This window comes from Bacteroides sp. B1-V-101 (assembly GCF_023656585.1).
GTDB lineage: Bacteria > Bacteroidota > Bacteroidia > Bacteroidales > Bacteroidaceae > Bacteroides > Bacteroides thetaiotaomicron.
In genome coordinates, this window is record NZ_JAMOKH010000002.1 from 384,333 (window position 1) to 400,657 (window position 16,325).

General features: G+C 34.4%; 14 protein-coding genes and 2 pseudogenes. 13 read left to right on the top strand and 3 right to left on the bottom strand.

Annotation, left to right across the window (positions count from 1 at the left end; translation table 11 throughout):
* Positions 1-1,242, bottom strand: a complete 1,242-nt coding sequence (locus NBH01_RS03010) for a glycosyltransferase (RefSeq protein ID WP_011108796.1) — start codon at positions 1,240-1,242, stop codon at positions 1-3.
* 132 nt (positions 1,243-1,374) lie between these two features.
* Between NBH01_RS03010 and NBH01_RS03015 the strand changes: the two genes are divergently transcribed.
* The 6 genes and pseudogenes from NBH01_RS03015 to NBH01_RS03040 all read left to right on the top strand — a co-directional run bounded on the left by NBH01_RS03015 (position 1,375) and on the right by NBH01_RS03040 (position 6,710).
* Entirely contained in the window at positions 1,375-2,364 is a 990-nt protein-coding gene (locus tag NBH01_RS03015; protein WP_250699973.1) for a glycosyltransferase family 2 protein, read from the top strand.
* On the top strand, positions 2,354-3,328 hold the full coding sequence (locus tag NBH01_RS03020) for a glycosyltransferase family 2 protein (protein ID WP_250699974.1): 975 nt from the start codon (positions 2,354-2,356) through the stop codon (positions 3,326-3,328). The genes NBH01_RS03015 and NBH01_RS03020 overlap by 11 nt, the downstream gene beginning before the upstream one ends.
* 44 nt (positions 3,329-3,372) lie before the next feature.
* A pseudogene (locus tag NBH01_RS03025) lies at positions 3,373-3,783 on the top strand (hypothetical protein).
* Between the two features lie 119 nt (positions 3,784-3,902).
* On the top strand, positions 3,903-4,313 hold the full coding sequence (locus NBH01_RS03030) for a glycosyltransferase family 10 domain-containing protein (protein WP_234173796.1): 411 nt from the start codon (positions 3,903-3,905) through the stop codon (positions 4,311-4,313).
* A 502-nt stretch (positions 4,314-4,815) separates the two neighbouring features.
* A complete protein-coding gene (locus tag NBH01_RS03035) occupies positions 4,816-5,790 on the top strand; it encodes a glycosyltransferase family 2 protein (protein WP_373151156.1) in 975 nt (324 codons plus the stop codon).
* Between the two features lie 5 nt (positions 5,791-5,795).
* Positions 5,796-6,710, top strand: a complete 915-nt coding sequence (locus tag NBH01_RS03040) for an alpha-1,2-fucosyltransferase (protein WP_225657719.1) — start codon at positions 5,796-5,798, stop codon at positions 6,708-6,710.
* A 161-nt stretch (positions 6,711-6,871) separates the two neighbouring features.
* On the opposite strand, the gene NBH01_RS03045 is transcribed toward NBH01_RS03040, so the two are convergent.
* Positions 6,872-7,666, bottom strand: a complete 795-nt coding sequence (locus NBH01_RS03045) for a family 6 glucosyltransferase (RefSeq protein ID WP_225657718.1) — start codon at positions 7,664-7,666, stop codon at positions 6,872-6,874.
* Positions 7,667-7,911: 245 nt separating this feature from the next.
* Here NBH01_RS03045 and NBH01_RS03050 point away from each other — a divergent pair, with 245 nt between their 5' ends.
* The 7 genes and pseudogenes from NBH01_RS03050 to NBH01_RS03080 form a co-directional block, all read left to right on the top strand.
* Positions 7,912-8,283 (top strand): EamA family transporter, encoded by a 372-nt coding sequence (locus tag NBH01_RS03050; RefSeq protein ID WP_225657717.1) that lies wholly within the window; start codon positions 7,912-7,914, stop codon positions 8,281-8,283.
* A 39-nt stretch (positions 8,284-8,322) separates the two neighbouring features.
* Positions 8,323-9,258: a glycosyltransferase family 2 protein gene (locus tag NBH01_RS03055; protein ID WP_225657716.1), complete on the top strand. Its 936-nt coding sequence runs from the start codon at positions 8,323-8,325 to the stop codon at positions 9,256-9,258.
* Positions 9,240-9,935: a GNAT family N-acetyltransferase gene (locus NBH01_RS03060; RefSeq protein WP_225657715.1), complete on the top strand. Its 696-nt coding sequence runs from the start codon at positions 9,240-9,242 to the stop codon at positions 9,933-9,935. Before NBH01_RS03055 ends, NBH01_RS03060 begins: the two co-directional genes overlap by 19 nt.
* Positions 9,936-9,947: 12 nt before the next feature.
* Positions 9,948-11,066: a dTDP-4-amino-4,6-dideoxygalactose transaminase gene (gene rffA / locus NBH01_RS03065; RefSeq protein ID WP_225657714.1), complete on the top strand. Its 1,119-nt coding sequence runs from the start codon at positions 9,948-9,950 to the stop codon at positions 11,064-11,066.
* A 12-nt stretch (positions 11,067-11,078) separates the two neighbouring features.
* Positions 11,079-12,425: a glycosyltransferase family protein gene (locus tag NBH01_RS03070; protein ID WP_225657713.1), complete on the top strand. Its 1,347-nt coding sequence runs from the start codon at positions 11,079-11,081 to the stop codon at positions 12,423-12,425.
* On the top strand, positions 12,409-13,806 hold the full coding sequence (locus tag NBH01_RS03075; protein WP_225657712.1) for a glycosyltransferase family protein: 1,398 nt from the start codon (positions 12,409-12,411) through the stop codon (positions 13,804-13,806). The genes NBH01_RS03070 and NBH01_RS03075 overlap by 17 nt, the downstream gene beginning before the upstream one ends.
* 258 nt (positions 13,807-14,064) lie before the next feature.
* Positions 14,065-15,178 (top strand): annotated as a pseudogene (locus NBH01_RS03080) (AAA family ATPase); the annotation flags it as partial.
* Between the two features lie 201 nt (positions 15,179-15,379).
* On the opposite strand, the gene NBH01_RS03085 reads toward NBH01_RS03080, so the two are convergent.
* Positions 15,380-15,991 (bottom strand): HU family DNA-binding protein, encoded by a 612-nt coding sequence (locus tag NBH01_RS03085; protein WP_008767588.1) that lies wholly within the window; start codon positions 15,989-15,991, stop codon positions 15,380-15,382.
* Positions 15,992-16,325 lie beyond the last annotated feature (334 nt).

A 16,325-nucleotide genomic window follows, 5' to 3' on the forward strand; every position in this document is an offset into this window, starting at 1 on the left:
TTATATATTTTCGATAACATGCTTTAGTTTATTCATTATTATGTTCCAGTCGTAATTACTGTTAACGTAAGAATATCCTTTTTCTCCCATCTCTAATCTAAGATTGGTAGAAGAGTCTAGCATATGAAGCTTATCAATGAAACTTTTTTCATTAGTGTAGTATAAAGCAGCATTATTACTTTTATGGCAATGTTCTTTCAATACATTACAATTGCCATTGACCAGCATCGCTTTTTTTAAAGCCATTGCTTCCAGTAATATAAGTGATAGGCTTTCATACAGTGATGGGTTGATTACAATCTTTGCATGTTGAATGATTGATATCTTTTCTTGTTCTTCAACAAAATTAGTATATATAATATCCGGATGATTAAAAGGATCACTATATTGTTTGCCTACAAGAACAAACTTTAAATCAGAATTAGGATATACCTTTTTATAGTTGAGGAAATAAGTATACACATTGTTAAGCTTGCCTTGGTCTACTCTCCCTACATAGAGCATATATTCATCAGGAAGATTATACTTTTCTTGGGTCACTGCCCAGTCTGATGGAGCACTTAGCTCTATCCCTACGCTTACAATACTGTGGGGTGCCATGTGCATACCAAATATTTTTCTTGCTAGTTTTTGTTCTGCTGTTGTGTTGAAAGCGATGTAGGCTGCCTTTGTAAAGACTTGTGTCAAGGTTGAGCGAAATGCAGTTTTGTGATAATGCATTGTAGGGATTACAATAGTCTTTTCTGGTGCATATAAAGTTGTGTAATATACATGAGAATAATCTATTGTAATAGGGATGATTGCTTTGTAATTATCTTTATTTTCTTTTATGAAATTGAAGAGAGCCGGAGAATGGAAAACTTGGCTACCGAGTGCTTCTAGTTCTTCTTTTTCTTTGAAATGCCAAATAGGGAAAAAGTAAGAAGCAATAGCTAGAAAGTGACATTTGTATAAAAAACGTCTTAATTTATAAGCCGGTTTAGCTTTCTTTTTATAAAAGTTTTCAAGTTCAGGATGAGTGGGATTAGTTTTAAAACGGCGAACAATGACTTTATTGATAATCTCTTTTTCCTTAAACTCAAGATTTTCTCCAGTTCTATAATTATCTACACAAGTAGTTAGAACTTCAACGTTATAATCATTGGTGAGTCTTTCGGCTAGCATTCTACAATGATACTCTGCTCCTCCATTGATATTTAATCCGTAACGTACAACAACAAATGCTATATTTTCCTTACTCATATTAATATAATAAGCTTTCCGGCAAAGATACGATTATTAATGATAACCTGGGAACTTAAAATCTGGTTTTTATTTTACTGATAATACTATATTCTCTATCTTTGTGCGTAAGTTTATTAATGGAGGGCATGCATGGAGAATAATTATTTGATAAGTGTGATTGTACCTGTACATAATACAGTTAATTATTTGCGAAAATGTATTGAATCTATACGAAATCAATCTTTAGAAAATATAGAGATAATTCTGGTAGATAATTTATCAACTGATGGATCTTCTGAGGTATGTGATGAATATGCAAGTATGGATACTCGGGTAAAAGTAATTCATCTTTCGGTAGCTAATGCATCTGTAGCTCGTAATGCTGGCATTGATATGGCTTCTGCTCCATATATAGGGTTTATAGACAGTGATGATTATATTGACGTCAATATGTATGAGGAATTGCTTGCTGCAATTAGTTCATATGGTGTTGATTTGGTATATTCTAATTTTCAGATTGAACATGACGACGGGCATATAGACTCTTTTGAACCTAATAGTGGTATGGTCTGTGAAAGATCTTCGAAGGAGGTGGTGTATGATATGATGTGTGATCGATTGAATAGCTCTTGTTGTACGAAACTCTTTAAGAAGACACTTTTTTCTTCGTTAAAATTTCCTATACATAATATGTATGAGGATCGTCTTATCTTGCATCAGTGGATATTAGAGTCTGAAAAAGTAGTGTGGATTGATAAGGCATTTTATCATTATGTAAAAAGAAGCTCTAGTATTTGCCATGTTATTTCGCCATTACAACGTTATCATTTCTTTTTAGCACAATTTTGCCGCTTGGAGTTTATTAATAATAATCTATTGTTCGATACGGAAGAACAATATAATATGAAAATATCCCTTGTTAAGAGCTGCTTAAGGACTTTTAAAGAGATGCGTTCTTTTCCTTTTAGCGAAAGTCGTGCCTATGTTGTTGATATGAAGAATAATTTGAAGAAATTAATTCCTCTGTCTAAAAAGGAACTTGATATTAAATGTTATAAACGGCTGAGAAAGATTGTTTATTTTTGGCCTATTTATTATTGGGTACATTTTAAACTTAAAAAGATAAATAGTGGAGAATAAGTATTTGGTTAGTATAATAGTGCCTGTTCATAATACTGCTGATTATTTGCATAAATGTATTGAATCATTACGTAGTCAGACATTACAGCAGATTGAAATAATCTTGGTTGATAATTTATCTGTTGATGGTTCTTCTGAGATATGTGATGAATATGCGAAAATTGATAAACGTATTAAAGTGCTTCATCTTTCTATAGCTGGACTCTCTATTGCCCGTAATGCTGGCATGCGTATAGCTTCTGCTCCTTACATTGGTTTTGTTGACAGTGACGACTATGTTGAACCTGCAATGTTTGAGAAAATGTTAGATGCAATGGTACAAAGTGATGCGGAAATTGCATATTGTAATTTTCTTCTTGAATATGAATTTAAACCAAACGAGTCTCCTTACCGGAATTCTGGAGATATTGTTATTCGAGATCCAAAGAATGTATTACAAGATATGATGATGGAAAAAGTTAGTTGTTCTGCTTGTACAAAGCTTTATAAGAGTGGCTTTCTGACATCATTACAATTCCCAGAGGGGAAAAATTATGAAGACAGACTTGTAATGTATGAATGGGTTGCTCTATGTAAGAAAGTTGTATGGGTAGATAGCCCTTTTTATCATTATGTAGAGCGACAAACGAGTATCTGTCATACAATGTCTCCTATGAATCTTTATCATTATTTTTTAGCAGAATATGCTAGAATGCAATTTATGGTAAAATATTCTTTATTTGAAGGTGAGGATTTATATAAGATAAGGTCCAGATTGGTCGGTACCTGTCTGACAATATTTAAGGAAATACTGCTTAAGGTGAAATTGAAAGACTTTAAAGAGCCTATTAGGGATATGCGATCGAAAATGAAAGAAATAGCCTCATTGCCAAAAGGGGCTTGTGAATCGAAATATATAAAGAGAGCTCGTAGAATTACGTATAGTTGGCCTTTCTACTATTTGACTCATTATGCTTTTAAATAGAAAGATGATTGTGACTTTGTTTGTTAGAATATAAAATTATTGAAATGAAAATAAAGATTAAATTTACAGATTTTTGGCCAGGTTTTGATGATTATCATAATTCTTTCATTGAAGTTTTAGAACGAAAATATGATGTCGAAATAAGTGATGAACCAGATTACCTAATATTTTCAATATTTGGTTATGATCATCTTGCTTATGAGAGGTGAGTGAAGATATTTTATGTAGGGGAGAATTTTACCCCTGATTTTAATCTTTGTGATTATGCGATTGGGTTTGATATAATGGAATTTAATGATAGATATTTGCGTTTGCCATTATATGTTTTTTATGGAATAGAGGAATTAGCAACTCCTAAGTTCCTTGAAATAGGTGCTATTTTAAACCGAAACTTTTGCAGTTTTGTTGTCTCAAATGCTGGCGGCTCACCGGAAAGAAATCGTTTTTTTCATTAGCTTTCGGAATATAAACAGGTAGATTCAGGTGGGCGATTTGAAAATAATATTGGTGGACCTGTATCCAATAAGAAAGAGTTTATAAAAAATATAAGTTTAATATAGCTTTTGAAAATAGTATAAGAGATGGATATACGACTGAGAAGATTATGGAACCGATGCTTGTGAATTCTCTTCCGATTTATTGGGGAAATAAACAGGTTGGATTGGACTTTAATCGTAGTTCATTCATTGATGCCTCTGATTATCCGTCTTTAGAAGCTCTTGTTGAGCGTATTGTTGAGCTGGATATAAATGATGATGAGTATTTGTCTATATTGTCAGAGTCTTGGCTAAATACAATTAATTATTTGGATTGGAAGGAAAAACTTTTGGCTTTTTTTGATCAATTTTTTAGTAAACCTTGGAATAAGCAAAAGTATCTGGTTTCTTATGGTTACGGGAATATATATCGAAATAACTTGTGTTCGATGTTAAGGAATCCTAAGAAAAAAGAGACTAAAAAGGTATGTCCTGCGTCGCTAGCTTAAATAGGGGCTGTTGGTATTCTCAAAATAAGGCGGAGTAAATCAAAGAATATAGAATGTAATTAAGATATTAAGTCGATTATTTATAATGGTCTTTGTTGTCCCTATCTCGTTAGACAAGGTAGAATCGTTTGGCTCTTTACTAATTTTTAATAAAAGGTTTTCGGATAGAAAGAGAAGTAGGGGGGCAACTCAATTAAAAAAGGGAGTGTTGCCTATGTATACAGAGAACTCTTTGTTTGTCTGTTCTGTTAATGAGCCTGAGTTTTTGTGGTATGTGTGGAATTATAATTGTTATAAATAGCTCTTAAAGGGTATAAAGGGTGCTGATGGTTATTATTATATTATTTAATTGAATAAATTTTGTATCTTATTTGTTTTTTGCATTACTTTTGTGTGTCAATATAGCTGTGATAGAAGTATAATAATGTCCTGTGATATGAATGATATAAATTCTCAATATAGTGCAAATGTTATTTTTCCTGTTCGTAATACTGCTTTACATTTGGAACGGTGTCAGCCTTTAGTTTCTGTTGTTATTCCTGTTTATAATGCGGAAAAAACACTTAGCTCTTGTCTTGAAAGTGTTATGAATCAGACATATGCTAACTTGGAAATTATAGTCGTTAATGATGGTAGTACTGATAATAGTCGAACTATAATAGAAGATTATGCGATAGAAGATTCGAGAATAGTGGTTTTTGAAAAGGAGAATGCAGGATTAGTGCAAGCTCGTAAATCGGGTATAGATATTGCATCAGGAAAATATATTCAATATTTGGATAGTGATGATACTCTGCATGAGGATGCTGTATCTCTGTTGGTAGATAAGGCAGAAAAAACACAAGCAGATATTGTGGTAGCCCCATTTGTGTTTTGTAATGACGGTAAAGTTCAAAAATCCACTTTCTCTGCTTTTGTAGAATTGTCAGGCAGAGATTATTTAAAGAAAATTCTTTTTGAAAAAGCATATTGGTGTGTGTGGTCTAAATTTCATCTCCGTTCGTTATATCAGAATGAGATTGAAAGACCGGAAATTTCATTAGGTGAGGATGCAGTGCTTTCTACACAGTTATTGATGTGTTCGCATAAGGTTACGTCAATTGATTATATAATTATAGATTATAATTTTACTCCTTCTTCAATGTCTCATCCTTCCAATTTTGACGATAAGAAATATAAAGACTTTGTGGACTATACAGAATGGGTAGAAAAATATATTATAAAGAAAGGTGCTGGGAATGATTTTCAAGAATCTCTTGCTTTTTTTCATATTAGGAATACATTTCGTAGGATCTATTGGAAACGTTTAAGGGATGCGAATAAGGAAATGAAAAGGGTACTTATAGATTTGAAATGTTTTCCTTATTTTATGAATCATTTGACGAGGCGGGAACGTAAAATAGTGAAGACATATCAAACATCCTTTTTTATGGGATATTTAAAATTGAAATATTATAATTGGCGAAGAAAAATTTGAAGCGTATGGGTGCATTGGTAAAATGGAAAAGGAGCTTTTATAAGAAATTCCTTAAAATGGGAGTGATTTCTCCTAAAATTATGATACTCTTAGATGGAGGTATTTGTTCTCAGATGCATCAGTATCTGTTAGGGCAATTATATCGAAATCGTGGTTATAAGATTGCTTATGATCTATCGTTTTATGATGAATGCGGAATGGATAAGGATCATAAATTTGTGCGCAATTTCGACTTGCTAAAAGCATTTCCTTATTTAGAATTAGAATCTGCTTCTAAAACTTCAATTATTATTTATAAACGAAAATTTTATAACATAGGAAATAATACAACAGAAAGGGTAGATGATTTTTCTTTTTTAGAAAAAAAACCTCCTGTCTATTTAGGAGGATATTACCATCTTCCTGCTGATCTTTGGTTGAATGCTTTCCGCTCTCTTTTTAGAATTGATTTGAATGTTTTGGATGAAATAAATAAGCAAATTTGTGATGAGATAGATTCATGCCTAGGCTCAGTAGCTGTTCATGTGCGTCGTGGAGATTTGAAAGTAGAACTTTACGATTATGGGAAACCTGCTTCTGTTGATTATTTTAAGCGATCTGTTGATTACTGTAAAAAGCAAATAGCTGCTGTTCCTTATTTTTATTTTTTTTCAGATGAGCCTGATTGGGTGATTAATGAGCTTGTCCCCTCTCTTCAATTAACAATCGATAATTGTAAGGTTGTCAATATTAATGGTTCTGATAAAGGATATATGGATTTAATTTTAATCGCTCGCTGTAAGCATCAGATAACGAGTAAAGGTACCATGGGGAAATATGGCGCTTTGTTAATGGATAACCCCCAGAAAATAACAATTCTTTGTGATGATGAGATTGAATACTCTTGGAGAGAGTTATTACAGAATCCGGTATTCCTTTAGGATAGGATAATATATGGTGTAATGTATTTGCAGAATACCCTCAAGTAAGAGCTGGCTTATTTGCAACGCAGCTGTACCTAGTGCAGTATAAGAAAGAATCAGCTCATAGTTTTTCACTTTAAAGCTTGTATACATAGTCTGATGTTTATGAATGAGCATTTTTAATTTGGTGAAGGGGAGAATACTTTTTGGATAATCTTTAGAAATTTATATCCCCATGATTCTTTTTTTCGTAAAAGGATATGACCTCCATATTCTCCCTTACTTTTATCTCTGATCATTATGATTTCTTTAAATGGAATGGACCATCCTTCCGGGTATAAATAGGCAGGTGATAATATAAATGGTGGATTTTCGAGAAAATATCTGTTAATATGTGATTCGTCATGCCATATTGCTACAATATCATTGGAACTATCTATATCTACCCATGATTTTATGGTTTCGCAGAGTTGTAAATATGCCTCTGTGAATCCTCCGGAAAGGCCTCCAGCATAATAATGTATACCTTCTCCTTCGGCGATGTATGCTTTTGAATTGTGGCGGCGCTCATATGTAAATTCTGAGTTATGTGAGTTGTAAAAACCTGGGTGTATTGTGCCTACAAGTTGATAATTCTCTTTTTGAGGGATAATCTCATGCCCAATATCTTGCTTAAAAAGCAAGTTTGCATTGCAAAAGAATAGAAAATCGGTTTCTTGTAATAGCTGCTCTTTTATGCGAAGAAATATGTGAAATCGCTTTAGCGTATTATCAGGCCATCCTAAATTTTTTTGTTTTATACGATGAATATGTTCATTGTTTTCTTCGTCGTACAATTTGGGACAGTCTGTAAATACATAGTACTCTAGTGTGTCAGATTTGTCTTGCATGAAGTAATGTTCTGCACTTAAATAAAAATCTTTCCAAAAAATACTATATTTACCTGTACAAATGTATAGTATGCCAATTCTCATTTATGTTGCTTATATATTAAATCTATATTTTCAGCAAATATATAAAGAATTGTTTGGATAAGATCATCATGTGTGCTTTTATTTCTTGTATTGACTATTTACATGTATTTATTTAGGTTTTCTGTTCTCTCGTCTTGTTTGCTACATTGTTGATGGTTTTACATTGTTTATCTTTCAAAAAAAACTGTTTTATTTGGCATTTCATATGCTTAATTGTATATTTGCAAACTAATTAAAACTAACAAATGGGCTATCTATATATTTTTCTAACCATTTTGTTTACTGTTTATGGTCAAATCATTCTAAAATGGAGAATTACTGATTTGAATTGGTCATTGAATGTGAATGAAGGCGGTATGCAAATGCTGATTTCATATTTGAAATTTTTGTTTGATCCATTAGTCTTTTCTGGATTTGCAAGTGCATTTATAGCTTCTGTATTCTGGATGTTAGCTATGACTAAGTTTGATATAACTTATGCTTATCCATTTATGTCTCTTTCTCCAGCATTGGTTTTCTTGATTGGAGTTTTTGTTCTTGGTGAACCTTTTACAATTGGGAAACTTGTGGGATTAGTAGTTATTATAATTGGCATTTTTATTACAGTGAAATTATAAATATTTTAGTGATAAATACTAAATATATATTGATGAAAAATGGAAATCAGTGTTGTATCTCCTATCTATAGAGCAGAAAATATTGTCGAAGAATTGGTAAAACAAATCATTGACAATGTAGAAAAAGTGTCTCCTGATTTTGAAATTATACTAGTCAATGATGCCTCTCCTGATAAGTCGTGGCAAAAAATCACAGAAATTTGTAAAAATGATAAACGAGTGAAAGGAATTAACCTGAGCCGTAATTTTGGACAACACTATGCTATTACGGCTGGATTGAACTTTGCTAAAGGTGAATGGGTGGTTGTGATGGATTGTGATTTGCAAGATCGACCGGATGAAATTCCTAATTTGTATAGACAAGCGTTAGAAGGTTGGGATTCTGTATTTGCTCAAAGGATAGGACGGCAGGATTCTTTTTTTAAACGAATGTCATCAAAGTGCTTTTATGCGCTATTTAGTTACCTGACAGAGACGCGGCAGGATAGTAGTGTTGCTAATTTTGGGATTTACAATCGAAAGGTAGTAAGTGCTATTTTATCTATGCAGGATAGCGTACGTTATTTCCCGACAATGGCGCAGTGGGTTGGATATGATAAATATTACTTGCCGGTTCGTCATTCTGAGCGATTAGAAGGGACTTCAAGTTACAATATGAGGCGACTATTTAAATTAGCATTTGACAATATTATAGCTTTTTCGGATAAGCCTTTAAGATTGGTTGTGAAATTTGGTTTTTTGCTCTCGTTCTTGTCTTTATGCATAGCTTTTTATTTCTTAGTAAGATATATGTTAGGTGACATTAATGTAATTGGGTTTGCAAGTTTGATAGTTTCTATTTGGTTTTTATCAGGTATGATAGTTATGCTGATTGGAATTGTTGGAATATATATTGGAAAGGTTTTCGATAATACAAAAAAGCGACCTGTGTTTATTGTAAAAGAGGAATTGAATGTATGTCAATCGAACGCTTAAACTGGGATAGTCAGTTTTTTGGAATAGAGGTAGGAAGTACTAGCCGAGAACAACTATTGACCGTACCAGATGCTGAGGTTAATAAGTATGATTTGTTATATCTTAAGGAAAAGAAACCTATAGAGGGAAATGCTTTTCTACCAAATAGAGATAATCTTTTAGTCGACTGTAAACTGATTTATTCAAAGCAAATATCAGACTTAAGCTTTTCTACAAATTATACAATAAAAGAGTATAGCAGTTCTTGTATTATATATGAACAGTTATATAGTCTTGCGTATATCAGTGGGGAATATTCTCGATATAAATTGGACACAAACTTTGCTTCAGGCAAGTTTGAAGAAATGTATAGGATGTGGATTGATAATTCTCTTTCTGGAGAAATGGCAGATTATTTATATTATATAGAAGATGGAGGGAGGATTTGTGCTTTTGTAACTTTGAAAATAACACCAGAAAAAGGTGTTATTGGATTGATTGCGACTGATGAATATGTCCGTGGTAAAGGCATGGCAAAAGCGTTGATATTGAAATGTGAGCAAACTTTGAGATTGAAAGGTATAGGACGGCTAGATGTCGCTACACAGGTTAACAATCATATAGCTTGCAAATTTTATGAAAAATGTAAAATGAGTATCATAGAGAGAACTTTTATTTATCATAGTTGGAAAAAATAAATAAAGATTATTATGACTAAAGTCCCATTTAATAAACCTTATTTAACAGGGAAAGAGGCGCATTATATGTACCAAGCTGTGTATGGCGGTAAAATTTCGGGTAATGGAATATTTACCAAGAAATGTCAGGAGTATTTTGAAAATCAATATGGATTTAAGAAATCGTTATTAACAACTTCTTGCACTGATGCTTTGGAAATGTGTGCAATATTGGCTAATATTCAGTCGGGTGATGAAGTAATTGTACCTTCATATACTTTTGTTTCAACAGCGTTAGCTTTTGTCCGGCAGGGAGCAAAAATTATTTTTGCAGATAGCTGTTCTGATAATCCGAATATTGATGTTTCACGCATTGAATCATTGATAACTCCTAAAACTAAAGCAATTGTTCCAGTTCACTATGCAGGAGTAGCTTGTGATATGGATGCTATAATGGCTTTATCTCAAAAATACAATCTTTTAGTTATTGAAGATGCTGCTCAGGCTATTGATTCTTATTATAAAGGAAGGCCTTTAGGGAGTATCGGGCATTTGGCTGCTTTTTCATTTCATGAAACCAAGAATATTATTTCAGGTGAAGGAGGTATGTTGGCAATAAATGATGATCGTTTTATTCGTCGGGCGGAAATCATATGGGAGAAAGGTACTAATCGTGCCGAGTTCTTCCGTGGAGAAGTAAATAAGTATGGGTGGGTTGACACTGGAAGTTCTTTTTTGCCATCAGAGGTTATTGCTGCATTCCTATGGGCTCAGTTAGAAAATATGGGAAACATCCAACAGCGTAGAAAGGAATTATGGAGTCGGTATAATGATCTGCTGTCAGCAGCAGCTTTACCGCAGATAACCTTGCCAAATATTCCAGACTATGCAACTAATAATGCTCATATGTACTACTTGGTTTGTCAGTCGTTAGAGCAGCGTACAGAATTAATCAAGAGATTAAAAGATAATGGTATTTTGGCAGTATTTCATTATTTGTCATTGCACAGCAGTGAATATTATCATGATAAACATGATGGTAGAGCCTTGAGTAATGCGGATCATTTTGCTGAATGTTTAGTGCGTTTACCAATGTTTTATGAATTGACAAACGACGAGGTGGACGAAATAGTTCGTGTCGTTTGCGGTTAATATAAAACACTGATGAAGAAGAAACTGATTTTGCTATTTTTTGTCGCATTTGCTGTTAGGGCTGTGTTTTGCTTATCCTATAATATCAGTGAGCTGTATCCAGATGTTATAGGCTATCATATGTATGCATTTAATTTGATTGATAACGGCTATTATTCACCTTTACAGTCACCTGTGGAAGACACTTTTTTTAGAGAACCTGTCGGGCCTTATATTTTGAAAATCTCCTATCAGATTGCTTCTTTTTTTGGTGTGGATATTTCCCCGATTTCTAATTATTCAATGACTGAGTATGCTGTGTTGGAATATCATCCGGAGTTCTATTGGGGGAGGTTACTATTTTCTTTGATAGACTCAGTATCGATCTGTTTCTTTTTCTTAACCCTTCTTTATTTTACTACACAAAAGAAAGCAATGGTTGTTACTGCTGTGTACTTATTATTCTTTCCATGCTTTTTTTTCTTGCAAACATTGTTGAGAGATTCTTTACAAGTAAGTTTACTGCTAATTCTCAACTATTTTTTTGTTCGTTATTTATTTAAAGATAGCCGTTTTTCTCTATTAATCGTGGGGGTATTGCTTGGTATTGCAATTTTGACATTGAAAGCCTTGGCTGTTATTGGATTGGGAATTATTGTGTTTATGTTTGTTGTTCATAGGAAATCTTTTAAAGTTTTTTTTGTGGATGCAATCTTGGTTACTGTCGTTTCTTGTCTGACAATAACTCCTTGGATGATAAAAGTCTATAACTCCTACCCCAGTATTAGTACTTTTAAAGAACTCGGTACTTCTTTGACGTTCGATTTGGGTGAGTATTGTACAGCAATAAGGGTACTTCGTTTTTCAGGGCAGGTCTCTGTTGATGATTCAGAGAAGATGTTGGTTGATACTTGGGCTATGGATAGCAGGAAACAATTTGCTTTTTCGTTTGATAACACATTCAAGCAACGAGCAGATTCTGTTTATGCGCTTATGGGTGATAAAAAGGAACACTATGTAATGAAGTATAAATTAAATTCTTATAGTAAAGCGGTAGAGAATTTAATTTATCCGAATACAATTTGGGGTATATTACCAACTTCTTTTGTGTTTAAAATGAATATTTTTGTCTCACCGCTATTTATTCTGATAGGTGTATTGGGTTTTTTAGGCTTTTGGGTATATTTTAGGACGTATTGGAAAGGTACGATGATCTATGTTTCTTTAATGGCAACTCTTGTTTTTCTGCCTTCCTTTGGGGATGAAGGTAGAAGGTTGTTATTATTTTATTCAGCATGGATTCCTTTCTCATTATTGCTGGTTAGTAAGTTGTTTTTTTATTTGAGAAAAAAAATACATGTGTATGATGAAAAACGTTAGGATGCTATTAAGTAAATATGGTTGTATATCATTAATCATTGTTTTGGTTTGTGGCTATGTTTTTAGTTTAACGATAGTTCCTGTTAATGCTGACTACGGATATTATGTAGGAGCGGCGAAAAGTATTGCTCATGGTTTAGTTCCATATCAGGACATAAGTTTGGGGTATCCTCCTTTTGTTTTTTATCTTTTAAGCCTTCCTTATGTGTTTTGTGGTGGAGATATTTCTCCATTAGTACCAATGTGTATTGCTCTCTTTTTTAATTTGGCAAACGGATATTTGTTATGGCAGATACTAAGGAATTTTGACGTTAATAAATTCGCAAGACAATATGCGATAATTTTATATATAATATATCTTTATTCAGTTGAGTCCGTTTTTTTAGGATTGGAACCTTTTGCTACTTTTTGGGGATTATTGGGAACCTACATTTTGCTAAAAAATAAAAAACATTTAGGAGTAGCAGGGCTTTGCTTAACATTAGCTTTCTTGTGTAAGCAATACGCACTGTTGTATGCGCCGGTTTATGTTTTGCTAATTTTATTATTGAGGTTGGATAAAACAATAAAAGGAAGGCTCTTTGCTGTTTTACAGGTTGCGTTATGGTCGTTGATTTCTGTTCTGATTGTTCATTTGTTTTTTGTTTGTTTGACAGGGCAGGGAAACTATTTTACCCTTCTGTTGGGTACTGGATATGGGCGAAGAAGTTTTTTAGGAGTTATGGAGGTACTTCAGAAAAGATTCTTTCATATGTTTTTTATTGTGTTGTTGATTCCGGTTATTTGGAGAAAGATCAATCAATTGGAGAGAAGGCGAATGATTTTTTTAACTCTTTCCATATTTCTTTTATTGTTGCAAAATTACTATGATACCTCGCCCCACTATTTAATTTTTATAGTCCCTTATATTGTACTGTTGGTAGTAATTGTGATTCGAAATATTTCATATGTCTGGGTTCGTCTTTCGTTTTATTGGGTTGTTTTACTTCTTGCAGTTCTTTTTTTAATAAAGGCTACCAAGGATTACCAGATAATGCGAAGAAATACAGAGAATCATCGTGAGCTGACTAGAAAACAACAGCTTGATGTAGCTGGATTTCTACAAAAGGTGATTCCACCTGAATCAAAAACTGTTGTGGCTCGTCAATGGAACTATCTTGTGACTCCCCATCTTTATGGGTTAGTTAATATTGTTCCAACCGACTATCGGAACACGCGTTTTGGATTCGAAGATGATTCTCTGTTAATTGATCAAGTAAAGGATGCGGATGTGTTAATCATAGAAACCTCTCATCCTTTGTTTAATGAGTTTCTTGAGAAATTCAAGTCGCCATACAAATCTTATACATATAGAGATATACATATTTTCTTATGCCCTTAATTGGTGTTTTGTTTCTCAATATTCTTGTAAAATACTTAATATAAGAAGTGACAGATGATTGGTATAATAAGCTTATGAGGAATTCGGTACTCTGACTTTTATTTGTCTCTTTCTTTGGAAAATGTACAGAATACGTTTTATATTCTAGATATTGTATATTTGTGGAATTCTGTGGCATGAAGAAGGTTTAAAACTTAAATTTGAATTATTATCTTATAATAATTGTCTTTGCGTAATCAACAAGAATAAAAGCAATCTATGGTAAGAAACCCTTTTATCACAAGCGGATACGCATCTGCTGATTATTTTTGTGACCGACATAAGGAGAGCGAACGGCTCGTGCGGGAGGTGGTGAATGGCAATAACTTAGCTCTTGTCTCTACCCGGCGTATGGGAAAGACGGGATTGATTCGCCATTGTTTTCAATTTCCGGAGATCCGGGAGAGTTACTATACTTTTTTTATTGACATATACGACAGCCGCTCACTGCGAGATTTAGTATTTGCCTTGAACAAAGAAATTTTAGAGGGACTCAAGCCTGCCGGGAAAAAAGCATTGTAAGCTTTCTGGGAGAGCATGAAGTCTCTGCAGGCAAGCATTACTTTCGATGTGAATGGCATGCCTTCTCTGAATCTGGGATTAGGAGATATACATACACCGATTAACACTTTGGATGAGATCTTTCAGTATCTGGAACAGGCGGATAAACCCTGCCTCGTCGCCATTGACGAGTTCCAGCAAATCATCGGTTATGTAGAAAAGAATGTGGGAGCAACCTTGCGCACGTATGTGCAGCATTGCAACAATGCCCGTTTTATTTTTGCCGGTAGATGTAATGGGCAATATGTCCCTCACCGCTTCCCGACCTTTTTATCAAAGCGTGTCAATGATGCATTTGGAAAGAATTCCTTTGGAAGAGTATGTCTTTTTTGCCCGCTCTCATTTTGAACGTAATAGTAAAACTGTTGAAACTGAAGCAATTATCCGGATTTACCGACAATTTGAAGGGGGTACGTGGTACATACAAAAAGTGCTGAACGTGCTTTATGACATGACTCCGCCACAAGGTGTTTGCAGGGTGAGAATGGCGGAAGAAGCAATCCGGCAGATTGTGGGCTCGTTCAGATATACTTATTCCGAGATTCTTTTCCGCATGCCCGAAAAGCAAAAAGAACTTCTGATCGCTATTACTAAAGAAAGAGAAGCCAAAGCTATAACTTCCGGTGCTTTTATAAAGAAGTATAAACTACTGTCTGCCAGTTTGGTACAGTCAGCTCTGAAAGGGCTACTGGAGAAAGAATTTATTACTCACGAGGCGGGAGTTTATAAGATATACGATCGTTTCTTGGGGATTTGTCTGGTAGAGAACTACAAGGTATATCAGCCGCTCTTCCAGAGAAGAAGAAAAATAGTCTCACGGTCTCACTGCTTTTGAGTAACCATCAGATGGTTAGCTCATTACAGAATGAGAGATACTTTTAAAACAGATATCTCTCATCATTTTCTCCATGAAATTGCTTCATTTCAGCCTATCTCTCACTCTATTTTCGGGTATCTCTCATTCTGTTTTGACCTATTTCCCATAATGTCCTGGACACGGCACATAAATCGGTTGCGTACGAATTCCGATATTCTGCAAAGAGCCTTCTTCTTTCAACCTGCGAATATGGCGTGCCGCCATACTGTGTGTGAATTGGCAAAGTGACTGCATATCAGAGCGGGTCAAAACCGTATGCGTAGAGAAGTACCCGGTTAATTTTTTGTCTATTTCTTCTTGGGAGAGGGTAGCCGAGTGGGGTTTATACTTTGAGCGTTGTGCATGCATACCTATAAGCTCACCTTTTAAATCTCTGTCCGCCAGGAAACTGACCGATTTAAATTTCACTTTGTCAGCGTGTGCGGCCATGGAATGTATCGGCTCTGTTGCTTGTAATGTGATCTGAAAATAGCCGACCCCGTCAAGATGTACTCTTTGCCCTTCGCGTAAGTGATTTCCCATGCACCGACTGAGTTCCATTAACATTGCTTCCACTTCGGCCTTGCCAAAGGTAGTTGCCGAGTGAATTTCGGCTGCCAGTCTTCGGGTAGTCACGTGTTGAAAATTCACGACTCTGGGATGATAACTTGTTTCCCCCTCTTCTTCTCCCTGAACGGGATTCTTATAAAATTCGAATTGTACTGCCATCTTAATTGTTGTTTATCTGTTGTTTATATATGGTGTTACTTATCTCTTCGGCATTTAAAGCCTTGATCTGCGTGTCATCTTACCGACATCTTCATCGTTCTACCCGGGTGAACCAATCATTGCACCTTCGAGAACGTATCTGTGTACCTGGGTGAACAGGTCGGTTCACCCGGGTAGTATGATGAATAACGTCCTTCAAAGATACGACAATAATTGTACTTCCCTAATAATGGTTGACTTGTTTATCTCTAATAGCTGCTATGTGTTGACTAGAAATATTACTAACCCTGGCAGCTGTTTACTTTATTATTTATTATTCCTGCCTCCGGTTTAC

What these genes read in the sequence shown, in the direction of transcription:
- NBH01_RS03010 (WP_011108796.1), bottom strand. Translation starts at nt 1,242, where the DNA reads ATGAGTAAGGAAAATATAGCATTTGTTGTTGTACGTTACGGATTAAAT.
- NBH01_RS03015 (WP_250699973.1), top strand. Translation starts at nt 1,375, where the DNA reads ATGGAGAATAATTATTTGATAAGTGTGATTGTACCTGTACATAATACA.
- NBH01_RS03040 (WP_225657719.1), top strand. Translation starts at nt 5,796, where the DNA reads ATGGGTGCATTGGTAAAATGGAAAAGGAGCTTTTATAAGAAATTCCTT.
- NBH01_RS03045 (WP_225657718.1), bottom strand. Translation starts at nt 7,666, where the DNA reads ATGAGAATTGGCATACTATACATTTGTACAGGTAAATATAGTATTTTT.
- NBH01_RS03050 (WP_225657717.1), top strand. Translation starts at nt 7,912, where the DNA reads ATGGGCTATCTATATATTTTTCTAACCATTTTGTTTACTGTTTATGGT.
- NBH01_RS03055 (WP_225657716.1), top strand. Translation starts at nt 8,323, where the DNA reads ATGGAAATCAGTGTTGTATCTCCTATCTATAGAGCAGAAAATATTGTC.
- NBH01_RS03060 (WP_225657715.1), top strand. Translation starts at nt 9,240, where the DNA reads ATGTCAATCGAACGCTTAAACTGGGATAGTCAGTTTTTTGGAATAGAG.
- rffA (WP_225657714.1), top strand. Translation starts at nt 9,948, where the DNA reads ATGACTAAAGTCCCATTTAATAAACCTTATTTAACAGGGAAAGAGGCG.
- NBH01_RS03070 (WP_225657713.1), top strand. Translation starts at nt 11,079, where the DNA reads ATGAAGAAGAAACTGATTTTGCTATTTTTTGTCGCATTTGCTGTTAGG.
- NBH01_RS03075 (WP_225657712.1), top strand. Translation starts at nt 12,409, where the DNA reads ATGATGAAAAACGTTAGGATGCTATTAAGTAAATATGGTTGTATATCA.
- NBH01_RS03085 (WP_008767588.1), bottom strand. Translation starts at nt 15,991, where the DNA reads ATGGCAGTACAATTCGAATTTTATAAGAATCCCGTTCAGGGAGAAGAA.